Raw genomic sequence first — 12,688 nt, forward strand, 5'->3', positions numbered from 1 at the left:
GTGCCGGCGGCCGGGCGCGTTCCTCCGTGCGCAGCACCGGCGGCCGGGCGCGGAGGGCCGTGAACAGCAGCAGCTCGCCGCGCCACGCGGCGGCCTTGCCCTGTTCGCACATCGCGTCCCTCTCGACGGAACGACAATCCGGCGGCAGCCGGGGAGGCTCCACCCCTGGGACCCTACCCCCTAGGGGTATGGCCCTCCCGGTATGAGCCGCCAATCGGGGGACCACCGCCCGGCCCGGCCGCCGGATGCGGTCGTCCGCGCCGGTATCGCCGCCGCGCTGTCCCTCAGCTGCCTATTCTTGACTTTCCTTCGCTTTTCGCGTGCCTGCCCGCCCGTGCGTCGGGCCGGGTCCACCCGATCACCTGGATGTCCGTGACCCCGACCCGTCCTCCCGCCGCCGTCCGCCGCCGGGTTGCCGCCGCCCTGTTGCTGCTCGGTGCGGTCGCCTACACCGCGTGGGTGCTGGAGGTGGTGGTCGCCACCGGGCTCGACCCCGTACGGGCCTATGTCAGTGAGCTGGCCGCCGCCGACCAGCCGCTCGGCGGGCTGTTCCGCGCCACCGATCTGGTCGCCGGGCTGCTGGTGCTGGCCGGTGCGCTGACGGCGCTGTCGGCGATATCGGCGGACGAGCGCCGGGCGTGGACGACGGCCGGATGGGCCGCGCTGGCGCTGTTCGGCGCCGCCACCGCCGTGGACTCCCGGCTGCCGCTGAGCTGCGCGCCGACCAGCGACCCGGTCTGCGCGGCCCGGGAGACCGCGGGCCTGGTGCCGGCCACGCACACCGCACACGCCGTCAGCAGCTCCCTCGCGATGGCCGGCGCCCTCGCCGCGCTGATCCTGCTGACCGTGGCCGCCCGGCGCCACGGCAGCTGGCCGCCGCTGCGCCGCTTCGGCCCGCCGCTGGTGCTGGCCGAACTCGCCGCCACGCTCTGGACGCTGGCCGCCATCACCGCCTTCACCGCAGGCCAGGGCACATGGTCGCTGGGCGCGGGACAGCGGCTGCAAGTGCTGCTGGTCGCCTGCTACGTGGCCCTGCTCGCCTGCTGCGTGGCACGGGCCCCGGAGCGGCACGGGCGACGAGAAGACGCACGAGATCGAGAGCGACAAGGCCCACGAGAACGGGCACCACAAGGGCAACGACAGCAGGAGCGACACGGCCGACGGCCACCGGAATGACACGGGCAACGACCACGACAAGGAGCCCGATGAGGCGAGCGCCGAGCCCCCTTCCCCTTCCCCTCCCCGTCCCCGGCCGGTTCCTGCGGGTCGGCGGGGTGCCGCTGCATGTGCTGACCGAGGGCCGCGGGCCGGTCTGTGTCCTCAGCGGTGGCCTCGGCATGGCCTGGCACGACTGGGACGCCGTTGCCGCACTGCTCGCCCCGCACCGTACCGTCGTCCGCTTCGACCGGCCCGGTCTCGGCCTGAGCGCCCCGGCCCCCGGGCCGCCCACCCTCGCCGGCGAGGCCGACCGGATCGCCCACCTCCTCGACGCGCTCGGCCACTTCGGCCCGGTCACCGTCGTCGGTCACTCGCTCGCCGGCTTCCACGCCGAGGCGTTCGCCCGGCTGCACCCGGCACGCTGTGCCGGGATCGTGCTCGCCGACGGCAGCATCGAGGACGCCGCCCCGCCCCGGCTGCCGCGCGCGGCCCGGACCGCCGTGGCGACCGCCGTGGCCGCCGCGCTGTCCGCCGCCGGGGTGCCGCGCGCCCTGGGCCCGCCCGCCCGCCGGCTGATCGGCCGCGCCTCGACGGTCGGCAGCCATCCGCCGCACCCGTGGGAGCACACCTACCGCACCAGCCGGGTCCTGCGGGCCTGCGTCCTGGAGAACGCGACCTACGCCTACCAGGCCGCGGAACTCGCCGCGCTGCGGTCGGCCCGCCCGCTGCCCGCGGCCCCGGTCACCGTCCTCGCGGCGTACGACGGCAGCGAGACGCCGCGGCAACTGCGCTGGCTGGCGCGGCAGCGGGGGCTCGCCGCCGAGCTGGGCGGCCGCTTCGCGCTCGCCGCGCCCGCCGGGCATCTGGTGATGGCCGATGCGCCGGTCTCGGTGGCGCGGGCGGTGCTGGACCTGTCGGGGACGGGACGGGACGCGGCGGTGCCGGAACGGCCGTAGCCCGCGGTGATCACGGCGCTCGGGGCGGCCCGGGCCAAGCCGCCGTGAACACCTCGTACCCGCCCGGATCCGCCGTGTGAATACCGCGGAACGGAGCCGTCAACACCGGGTCAACGAGCCCCCGGCACGGGCCCAAGACTGGGCCAAGCCCCCCGATTGCCGCCGCCCGCAGCGCTGAGCTCGCGTGCTGCGGGAAGGATGGGCCTTGAGGGGTTACGGGACACCGGTTCTGGTTCAGGCCAAGGGTGCGTAATGTGACGGTAACCCCCTCACGTGATACTGGTGTGCCGAACCACGTTGCCCGATGTGGCTCGACAGGCCGATTGACCTGCAAGGATTGGTGACCCATGGACAAGCAGCAGGAGTTTGTGCTCCGGACGCTGGAGGAGCGCGACATCCGCTTCGTACGGCTGTGGTTCACCGATGTCCTCGGGTTCCTGAAGTCCGTGGCGGTGGCGCCCGCGGAGCTGGAGCAGGCCTTCGACGAGGGCATCGGCTTCGACGGCTCGGCCATCGAGGGATTCGCCCGCGTGTACGAATCCGACATGATCGCCAAGCCGGATCCCGGCACCTTCCAGATCCTGCCCTGGCGCGCCGAGGCCCCCGGCACCGCCCGGATGTTCTGCGACATCCTGATGCCGGACGGCTCCCCCTCCTACGCCGACCCGCGCTACGTCCTCAAGCGCATCCTGGCCAAGACCTCCGACCTCGGGTTCACCTTCTACACGCACCCGGAGATCGAGTTCTTCCTGCTCAAGGACAAGCCCGTGGACGGCCGGCGGCCCACCCCCGGCGACTCCTCGGGCTATTTCGACCACACCCCGCAGAACGTCGGCATGGACTTCCGCCGGCAGGCGATCACCATGCTGGAGTCGATGGGCATCTCGGTGGAGTTCAGCCACCACGAGGGCGCCCCCGGCCAGCAGGAGATCGATCTGCGCTACGCCGACGCCCTCTCGACGGCCGACAACATCATGACGTTCCGGCTTGTCATGAAGCAGGTCGCGCTGGAGCAGGGGGTGCAGGCGACGTTCATGCCCAAGCCGTTCTCGGAGTACCCCGGCTCCGGCATGCACACCCACCTCTCGCTCTTCGAGGGCGACCGCAACGCCTTCCACGAGTCCGGCTCGGAGTACCAACTCTCCAAGGTGGGACGCTCGTTCATCGCCGGCCTGCTCCGGCACGCGGGCGAGATCTCCGCCGTCACCAACCAGTGGGTCAACTCCTACAAGCGCATCTGGGGCGGCGCCAACCGCACCGCGGGCGCCGGCGGCGAGGCCCCCTCCTACATCTGCTGGGGCCACAACAACCGCTCCGCGCTGATCCGCGTGCCGATGTACAAGCCCGGCAAGATGGGCTCGACCCGGGTCGAGGTCCGTTCCATCGACTCCGGCGCCAACCCCTATCTGACGTACGCGGTGCTGCTCGCGGCCGGCCTCAAGGGCATCGAGGAGGGCTACGAGCTGCCGGCCGGCGCCGACGACGACGTCTGGGCGCTGTCCGACTCCGAGCGCCGCGCGATGGGTATCGAGCCGCTGCCGCAGAACCTCGGCGAGGCCATCGAGCTGATGGAGCGCAGCGAACTGGTCGCCGAGACCCTCGGTGAGCACGTCTTCGACTTCTTCCTGCGCAACAAGAAGCAGGAGTGGGAGGAGTACCGCTCCGAGGTCACCGCCTTCGAGCTGCGCAAGATGCTGCCCGTGCTCTGAGCCACCGCGCCACCGAGAGGCTGACCATGGCACTTCCCGCTCCGCAGGGCCGGCGGAGCAGCACCTTCACCCGGCTGCTGAGGCACGGTTTCACCGACCCCTCGGCGGCCGGGGAGCTGCTCCACGCCCCCGAACTCGCCGCCGTGAGCGACGACTCGGTGCTGCTCGAAGCGCTCGGCGCCACCGCGGACCCGGATCTCGCGCTACGGGGCCTGGCCCGGCTGGTGGAGGCGCAGGGCGGGCCGGACGCCCAGCAGACGCTGCTGAGCACGGTCGTCGCGGCGAAACCGCTGCGCGACCGGCTGCTGGGGGTGCTCGGTGCCTCCGAGGCGCTCGCCGACCACCTCGTCCGCCATCCGCAGGACTGGCAGTCGCTGGTCACCTACGAGTCGGTCGATCTGCACCCCACCACCCCCGAGTTCGAGCTGGCGCTCGCCGAGGGCATCTGGGGCGAACAGGGCGCCGCCCGGCCGCGCGCGGACGCCCTGCGCACCGCCTACCGCCGCGCGCTGCTGGGGATCGCCGCCCGCGACGTGTGCGGCACGACCGATGTCGCCGAGGCCGCGGCCGAGCTCGCGGACCTGGCCACCGCCACGATCCGGGCCGCCCTGGAGATCAGCTACGAGGAGGCGCCCGGCGACGCCGCGGTGTCCCGGCTGGCCGTCATCGGCATGGGCAAATGCGGCGGCCGGGAGCTGAACTACGTCTCCGACGTCGATGTCATCTTCGTGGCCGAGGGCAAGGAAGGCGTCAACGAGGCCGAGGCGCTGCAGGCCGCGACCCGGCTCGCGGCCCGCATGATGCGGCTGTGCTCGGACAACACCGTCGAGGGCACCATCTGGCCGGTGGACGCCAATCTGCGCCCCGAGGGCCGCAACGGCCCGCTGGTGCGCACCCTCAGCAGCCACCTCGCCTACTACCAACGCTGGGCCAAGACCTGGGAGTTCCAGGCGCTGCTCAAGGCCCGCCCGATGGCCGGCGACCTCGGGCTGGGCCAGGAGTACCTCGATGCGCTGGCGCCGATGGTGTGGGAGGTCGCCGAGCGGGAGAACTTCGTCGCCGATGTGCGCCAGATGCGCCGCCGGGTCGTCGAGAACATCCCCGCCGCGCAGGTCGAACGGGAGCTCAAGCTCGGCCCCGGCGGCCTGCGCGACGTCGAATTCGCCGTCCAGCTGCTCCAGTTGGTGCACGGCCGCAGCGATGCCACCCTGCGCAGCGCCACCACCCTGGACGCCCTGGCGGCGCTGGCGGCCGGCGGCTACGTCGGACGCCAGGACGCCGCGGCCCTGGACGCCGCCTACCGCTTCCTGCGCACCCTGGAGCACCGCATCCAGCTCTTCCGGATGCGCCGTACCCATCTGATGCCCGAGCACGAGGGCGACCTGCGGCGCCTGGCCCGCTCGTTGGGGCTGCGCACCGAGCCCGTCGACACCCTCCGCAAGGAGTGGAAGTGGCACGCCCGGGAAGTGCGCCGGCTGCACGAGAAGCTCTTCTACCGCCCGCTGCTCGACGCCGTCGCCACCCTGGAGACCGGCGAGACCCGGCTGTCGGCCAGGGCCGCCGGCCACCGCCTCGAGGCGCTCGGCTACGCCGACCCGGTCGCCGCGCTGCGGCATCTGGAGGCACTGGCCTCCGGCGTGACCCGCAAGGCCGCCATCCAGCGCACCCTGCTGCCGGTGCTGCTGGCCTGGTTCGCCGACTCCGCCGACCCGGACGCCGGACTCCTCAACTTCCGCAAGGTCTCCGACGCCCTCGGCAAGACGCCCTGGTACCTGCGGCTGCTGCGCGACGAGGGCGCCGCCGCCGAGAACCTCGCCCGGGTGCTGTCCGCCGGCCGGCTCGCCCCCGATCTGCTGCTGCGCGCCCCCGAGGCGGTCGCCCTGCTCGGTGCCACCGACGGGCTGCAGGCCCGCAGCCGCGCCGCGCTGGAGCAGGAGGTGCTGGCCGCGGTCGGCCGCGCGGACGGCGCGGAGGCGGCGGTCGCGGCGGCCCGCGGGGTGCGCCGCCGGGAGCTGTTCCGTACCGCCGCGGCGGATGTGATCGGCGCCTACGGCACGGAGTACAGCCCGGCGCACTCCGACCACGGCCGCTCGGTCGACGAGGTCGGCACGGCGGTCTCCGACCTCAACGCCGCCACCCTGGCCGGCGCCCTGCGGGCCGCGGTGCGCGCCCAGTGGGGCGACACCCTGCCCACCCGCTTCGCGGTGATCGGCATGGGCCGGTTCGGCGGCCGGGAGCTGAGCTACGGCTCGGACGCCGATGTCCTGTTCGTCCACGAACCGCGCGAGGGCGCCGACGAGCAGGAGGCCGCCAAGGCCGCGCAAGCCGTCGCCAACGAGATGCGCCGGCTGCTCGAACTCCCCTCCTCCGACCCGTCGTTGCCGATCGACGCCGACCTGCGCCCGGAGGGCAGGTCCGGCCCCCTGGTGCGCACGCTCGCCTCGTACGCCGCCTACTACCGGCGCTGGTCGCTGGTGTGGGAGTCGCAGGCCCTGCTGCGCGCCGAGCCGGTCGCCGGCGACGCCGAACTGGGGCAGCGGTTCATCGAGCTGATCGACCCGCTGCGCTACCCCGCCGAGGGGCTGGGCGAGGAGGCGGTCCGCGAGATCCGCAAGCTCAAGGCCCGGATGGAGGCCGAGCGGCTGCCCCGCGGCGCGGACCCGACCACCCACGCCAAGCTGGGCCGCGGCGGACTGAGCGATGTCGAATGGACGGTGCAGCTGCTGCAGATGCAGCACGGCTGGGAGTTCCCCGGCCTGCGCACCACCCGCACCCGCGAGGCGCTGGCGGCCGCGCACGCCGCCGGATTGATCAACACCGAGGACGCCGAGACCCTCGACGAGGCATGGGTGCTGGCCGCCCGCGTCCGCAACGCGGTGATGCTGGTACGCGCCCGCCCCGGCGACACGTTCCCGGTCGACGGCCGGGAGTTGGCCGCGGTGGCCCGCTACCTCGGCTACGAGGAGGGCCACGTCGGCAAACTCCTCGACGACTACCGCCGCATCACCCGCCGGGCCCGCGGGGTGGTGGAGGAACTCTTCTACGGTGGCTAGCGCTGGGTTGGCTTCCCACGTTTTTGGCTTTCCCGCCGTGGTGGTTTCTCGCCGTGTTTCGCCCGCTTCGCGGTGCGCTCGCCGTTGCCTGTTCGCTGCGCTTTGCCTGGGCCCGATTTTGGCTTTCTCGCCGTTGCGCCTCTCCGCTGCGCGGGGCTGATTCCCGCGTTGTCGTCTGCGGCGTCGTGGTTCGTCTCGCCGTTGCGCCTGCGGCGGGCGGGGGTCCGCTGCGCGGGGCTGTCGGGGTGCGGTGACGGGCCTCCGGGGCCGGTGTGTGGGACTGCTTCGCTTTACGTCCCACACACCGGCCCCTCCGGCCCGCCCCCTCCCGTTGTGGGAGGGCGAAAAGGCCGGTGGGGGTGGAGGTAAGTGGTGCGGTGCGCCTGGTGCTTCGTAAGGAAACGAACATCCATGGCCCGCCCCCACTCACCTTCACGTACTCCCTCACGGGAGGGGACGGGCCGGAGGGGGTGGGTGTTCGGACGTAAAGCGAAGCAGTCCGAACACCCACCCCGGAGGTCCGTCACCGCACCCGACACCCACCCGCCCGCCGCAGGCGCAACGGCGAGCAACAACCACGGCGGGAAAGACAAAAACGTGGGAAGTCAGCCAAGCGCAGCGGAGAGGCGATGGGGCAGCCCCCCGTACCACACGCGGGCCAGGCCGAAGCCGAAGGTCAGGCAGAGGACGCCGCCGACCGCGTCGAGCCAGAAGTGGTTGGCGGTGGAGACGATGACCAGGAGGGTGAGGGCGGGGTAGCACAGCCCGAGGACCCTGGCCCACAGGGGCTTCGCCAGCAGGGCGATGGTGATGCCGCACCACAGCGACCAGCCGATGTGCATCGACGGCATCGCGGCGTACTGGTTGGACATCGAGGCGAGATTGCCGGACGCCATCGAGCCCCACGTCCCGTGATCGATGAGGGTGTCGACGAAGCCGCCGCCCGCCATCAGCCGGGGCGGTGCCAGCGGGAAGAAGTAGTAGCCGAGCAACGCGACGCCGGTGGTGGCGAACAGGGCCAGCCGGGCCGCGGCATAGCGGCCCGGGTGCCAGCGGTAGAGCCAGATCAGCACCCCGATGGTCACGATGAAGTGCAGTGTCGCGTAGTAGTAGTTCATCGACACGATCAGCCACGTCACGGAGTCGACCGCGTGGTTGACGGTGCGCTCGACGGCGATCCCCAGGCTGTGCTCCGCCTGCCAGATCCAGTCGGCGTTCCGCAGCGCCTTGGACTTCTGCTCCGGCACCGCGTTGCGGATCATCGAATACGTCCAGTAGCTGACCGCGATCAGCAGGACCTCGAACCAGAGCCGGGGGGTGCGGGGGGACCTCAGCCGGGCCAACCGGCCCTCGCGCGCCGGGCGGTCCGCGTCGTCCCCGATGGGTGTCGGGGTGGTCGGCAGGCCGTCCAGAGTCCTCGTATTCGCATCACCCATAGGCAGACAGTCTGCCAGAAAGGGACGTCCCGCCGATCATCCTTCGGTCGGGTATTCGAAGCCACATATCGGTCTTGAGAGGGACGACGGACCCCCGCCGTTCTCGGGGGTGCGCCCGTCAGCGAGCCCGCAGCGGCTTGGGGATCCGGGCCGTTTTCGGGGCGGAGGCGGTCGAGCCGCGCACCACCAGCTCGGGGTGGAAGACGAACTCGCTGTGCGGGGCCGGGGTGCCGCCGACCTCCTCCAGCAGCGCACGCACCGCCGCCTGTCCCATGGCCGTGACCGGCTGCCGGATCGTGGTCAGCGGCGGGTCGGTGAAGGCGATCAGCGGGGAGTCGTCGAAGCCGACCACGGAGAGGTCCCGCGGGACGTCCAGCCCGCGCTGCCGGGCCGCGCGGATCGCACCGAGCGCCATCATGTCGCTGGCGCAGACGATGGCCGTCGCGCCCTGCTCGATCAGCGCGCCCGCCGCGGCCTGCCCGCCCTCCAGGGTGTAGAGGGAGTGCTGGATGAACGGCTCCGCCTCGGCCGGGCCGGTCTGCAGCCGCTCCTGCATGCTGCGGACGAAGCCCTCGATCTTGCGCTGCACGGGCACGAACCGCTTGGGCCCGAGCGCCAGTCCGATCCGCCGGTGGCCCAGCGCCCCGAGGTGGGTGACCGCCAGATCCACCGCGGCCCGGTCGTCGGGGGAGACGAACGGCGCCTGCACCTTGTCGGAGAAGCCGTTGATGAGGACGAACGGCACGCCCTGGCCGCGCAGCTGCTCATAGCGCTGCATGTCGGCGGAGGTGTCGGCGTGCAGCCCGGAGACGAAGATGATGCCGGCCACCCCGCGGTCGACCAGCATCTCGGTCAGCTCGTCCTCCGTGGAGCCACCCGGCGTCTGGGTCGCGAGGACCGGCGTATAGCCCTGGCGGGTCAGGGCCTGCCCGATGACCTGCGCGAAGGCCGGGAAGATCGGGTTCTCCAGCTCCGGGGTGATCAGCCCGACCAGCCCCGCGCTGCGCTGGCGCAGCCGCACCGGGCGTTCGTAGCCCAGCACGTCGAGGGCGGCGAGCACGGACTGGCGGGTGGTGGCGGAGACGCCGGGCTTCCCGTTGAGAACCCGGCTGACGGTGGCCTCGCTGACACCCGCCTGTGCTGCGATATCGGCAAGCCGGGCGGTCATGGGTGGGACTGTACCGTTCTGCTGTCAGATTGCCCACCAGGTGCAGCTGTCACCGGGCAGCACCGCGGTGGTGCCGTTGACCGTCACCGGGGTGCTGGCCAGCAGCGGGGCGCCGGGCGCCGGGACGGACAGGGCGCGGTCCAGGGTGTTGACGGTGCACAGCACGCCGGGGCGGCGGAAGGCGAGCACGCCCTCGGGCGCGGACTCCCAGCTCATCGGGCCGTCGCCCAGGCCCGGCAGCCGGCGCCGCAGGGACAGCGCGGTGCGGTAGAGCTCCAGGGTGGAGGCGGGGTCGCCGGTCTGGGCGGCCACGGTCAGCGCGCGCCAGTCGGCGGGCTGCGGGAGCCAGCTGCCGCCGGGCCCGAAGCCGTACGGCGGCCGCTCGCCGGACCAGGGGAGCGGGACCCGGCAGCCGTCGCGGAAGCCCTCCTGGCCGCTGGTGTCCCCACCGCCGTCGGCGGGCGCGGCACCGGCGGCCGCGCCCGGGTGGCGGCCGCGGAAGAACGCCGGGTCCTGGCGGACCTCGTCGGGCAGGTCGGTGACCTCGGGCAGGCCCAGCTCCTCGCCCTGGTAGAGGTAGGCGGAGCCGGGCAGCGCCAGCATCAGCAGGGTGGCGGCGCGGGCGCGGGCCAGGCCGCCGCCGAGGCGGGTGGTGTGGCGGACCACGTCGTGGTTGGACAGCACCCAGGTGGTGGGGGCGCCGACCGAGGCGGTGGCGGCGATCGAGGCGTCGATGACCGTGCGCAGCGCCCCGGCCTGCCAGGGGGCGTTGAGGAACTGGAAGTTGAAGGCCTGGTGGAGCTCGTCGGGGCGGACGTAGAGGGCGAGGCGTTCGGGGGTGGGCGCCCAGGCCTCGGCGACGCCGATCACCGGCGTGCCGTGGGCTTCGGCGTAACCGTCCAGCAGCCGGCGCCAGGTGCGGTGGATGGCGTGCACCCCGTCCTGGTCGAAGAACGGCAGGACCTGGGTGCCGATCAGCTGGGCCTGCCGGCCGTGGCCGATGTCCGGCAGACCGGGCGCCTTGATCATGCCGTGGGCGACATCGATCCGGAAGCCGTCCACCCCCAGGTCGAGCCAGAAGCGCATGATGGCCTCGAACTCGGCGTGTACTTCCGGATTGTCCCAGTTCAGATCGGGCTGCTCGGGGGCGAACAGATGCAGATACCAGTCGCCGCGCTCGGTGCGGGTCCAGGCCGGGCCGCCGAAGACCGACTCCCAGTCATTGGGCGGGAGTTCGCCGCCGGCGCCCCTGCCGGGGCGGAAGAGGTAGCGCTGCCGGGCCAGTTCGGGGTCCTGGAACCACGGGTGCCGGTCGGAGGTGTGATTGGGCACGATGTCGACGATCACCCGCAGGCCCAGCTCATGGGCGCGGCGCAGCAGTTCACCGGCGTCCTGGAGGGTGCCGAAGAGCGGGTCGACGGCGCGGTAGTCGGCGACGTCGTAGCCGCCGTCGGCCTGCGGTGAGGCGTAGAACGGGGTGAGCCAGACGGCGTCCACCCCCAGGTCCTTCAGATACGGCAGCCGCTCACGGGCGCCGCGCAGATCGCCGATGCCGTCGCCGTCGCTGTCGGCGAAGGAGCGGACGTAGACCTGGTAGATCACGGCGTCGCGCCACCACCCGGGATCCCGGCCGGTCGAGGGGGCCCGGGGGGCGGGGCTGGGGGAAGTGAGCTCCTGGGTCATCTGCCGTCCCTGTCGGATCAAGAGGCGTGCATGCCGTCATGCAATCAACGCTCGGGCGGGCGCGGGGTGACGGTGCCACGGGCGCCCGGAGGGTCCCGTTCCAGCCATCTCATTGCAATTCGTTCCAGCGGTCTTGCAGAAATTTGCCGCAAAGTCTTTCGGTTTGTTTGCGGCGCTGTTACGTTCCTGACCGCCATCTGAGGCATTTCCCTAAGGAGTTCACATGCGGCGTGGCATACGGGGCGCAGCGGCCACCGCGCTGGTAGCGGGCATGGCACTGGCAGCGACGGCGTGCGGCGGGGGTGACGGCGGCAGCGGGAGCGACAGCACGGGCGAACTGTCCGGAACCGTTACCTTCTGGGACACCTCCAACGACGCCGAGAAGGCGACGTACCGCAAGCTTGCCGAAGGTTTCCAGAAGGAGCACCCGAAGGTCCACGTTCAGTATGTGAACGTCCCGTTCGGCGATGCCAACGCCAAGTTCAAGAACGCCGCCGGCGGCAACTCCGGCGCGCCCGACGTGATGCGCACCGAGGTCGCCTGGACCGCCGACTTCGCCAACCTCGGCTACCTCGCCCCGCTCGACGGCACCCCCGCCCTCGACAAGACCGACGACTATCTCCCGCAGGCCGTCGGCTCCACGAAGTTCAAGGGCAAGACCTACGCCGCACCCCAGGTCATCGACACCCTCGGCCTCTTCTACAACAAGAAGCTCCTCAAGGACGCCGGCGTCGGCGTGCCCAAGACCTTCGCCGAACTGACCACCGCCGCCAAGAAGATCAAGGCCAAGACCGGCGCCACCGCCCTCTACCTGCGCGGCGACGACCCCTACTGGTTCCTGCCCTACCTCTACGGCGAGGGCGGCAACATGGTCGACGCCCGCGACAAGATCGTGCAGATCGACGACGGCGCCGGGGTCAAGGCCTTCCGGACCATCAAGGACCTGGTCGACTCCAAGGCCGCCGTCACCGACGCCACCGACGGCCAGGAGAACCAGCTCAAGGCCCTCAAGGACGGCACCGTCGCGATGGCCGTCGACGGCCCCTGGGACATCGAGGGCGCCCGCGCCGGCAAGGCATTCAAGGATAAGGAGAACCTCGGCGTAGCCCCCGTGCCCGCCGGCTCCCGGGCCCAGGGCTCCCCGCAGGGCGGCTGGAACCTCTCCGTCTACGCGGGCAGCAAGAACCTGCGGGCCTCCTACGCCTTCGTGAAGTACATGAGCTCGGCCAAGGTCCAGCAGCAGACCACCGACAAGCTCAGCCTGCTGCCCACCCGCAAGTCCGTGTACGAGGTGCCGGCCGTCAAGAACAACGAGATGGTCACGTTCTTCAAGCCCGCCGTGGACGGCGCCGTCCAGCGCCCCTGGATCGCCGAGGGCAACTCCCTCTTCGAGCCGATCAAGGTTCAGATGAACAAGGTGCTCACCGGCGCAGCCTCGCCCGAGCAGGCCGCCAAGGCGACCGGCGACGCCTACCGGAAGCTGCTCAAGGACTACAAGTGACCGTTGCTGTACGGGTGCGCCGGG

8 protein-coding genes are annotated in these 12,688 nt (G+C 72.1%); 5 read left to right on the top strand and 3 right to left on the bottom strand.

Annotated elements, in window-relative coordinates; genetic code table 11:
- Positions 1 to 366: 366 nt before the first annotated feature.
- From OIU81_RS26530 to OIU81_RS26545, 4 genes are all read left to right on the top strand, one after another.
- Positions 367 to 1,176, top strand: a complete 810-nt coding sequence (locus OIU81_RS26530) for a DUF998 domain-containing protein (protein ID WP_329151697.1) — start codon at positions 367 to 369, stop codon at positions 1,174 to 1,176.
- A gap of 29 nt (positions 1,177 to 1,205) precedes the next feature.
- Positions 1,206 to 2,114 carry an alpha/beta fold hydrolase gene (locus OIU81_RS26535; protein WP_329151698.1) on the top strand — a complete coding sequence of 303 codons (909 nt, stop codon included), beginning with the start codon at positions 1,206 to 1,208 and terminating at the stop codon, positions 2,112 to 2,114.
- 347 nt (positions 2,115 to 2,461) lie between these two features.
- Positions 2,462 to 3,823: a type I glutamate--ammonia ligase gene (glnA, locus tag OIU81_RS26540; RefSeq protein WP_189102998.1), complete on the top strand. Its 1,362-nt coding sequence runs from the start codon at positions 2,462 to 2,464 to the stop codon at positions 3,821 to 3,823.
- Positions 3,824 to 3,849: 26 nt separating this feature from the next.
- Positions 3,850 to 6,876 carry a bifunctional [glutamine synthetase] adenylyltransferase/[glutamine synthetase]-adenylyl-L-tyrosine phosphorylase gene (locus OIU81_RS26545; protein WP_329151701.1) on the top strand — a complete coding sequence of 1,009 codons (3,027 nt, stop codon included), beginning with the start codon at positions 3,850 to 3,852 and terminating at the stop codon, positions 6,874 to 6,876.
- A gap of 605 nt (positions 6,877 to 7,481) precedes the next feature.
- Here OIU81_RS26545 and OIU81_RS26550 read toward each other — a convergent pair.
- The 3 genes from OIU81_RS26550 to OIU81_RS26560 all read right to left on the bottom strand — a co-directional run bounded on the left by OIU81_RS26550 (position 7,482) and on the right by OIU81_RS26560 (position 11,163).
- Positions 7,482 to 8,312 (bottom strand): phosphatase PAP2 family protein, encoded by an 831-nt coding sequence (locus OIU81_RS26550; RefSeq protein ID WP_329151703.1) that lies wholly within the window; start codon positions 8,310 to 8,312, stop codon positions 7,482 to 7,484.
- Between the two features lie 118 nt (positions 8,313 to 8,430).
- On the bottom strand, positions 8,431 to 9,480 hold the full coding sequence (locus OIU81_RS26555) for a LacI family DNA-binding transcriptional regulator (protein WP_329151705.1): 1,050 nt from the start codon (positions 9,478 to 9,480) through the stop codon (positions 8,431 to 8,433).
- Between the two features lie 24 nt (positions 9,481 to 9,504).
- Complete coding sequence (locus OIU81_RS26560; RefSeq protein WP_329151708.1) at positions 9,505 to 11,163, bottom strand: glycoside hydrolase family 13 protein; 1,659 nt, start codon at positions 11,161 to 11,163, stop codon at positions 9,505 to 9,507.
- Positions 11,164 to 11,386: 223 nt separating this feature from the next.
- Between OIU81_RS26560 and OIU81_RS26565 the strand changes: the two genes are divergently transcribed.
- Positions 11,387 to 12,664, top strand: coding sequence for an extracellular solute-binding protein (locus OIU81_RS26565; RefSeq protein WP_329151710.1), 1,278 nt, complete (start codon positions 11,387 to 11,389; stop codon positions 12,662 to 12,664).
- Positions 12,665 to 12,688: the final 24 nt, after the last annotated feature.

The sequence above is a fragment of the Streptomyces sp. NBC_01454 genome (assembly GCF_036227565.1).
Classification (GTDB): Bacteria; Actinomycetota; Actinomycetes; order Streptomycetales; family Streptomycetaceae; genus Streptomyces.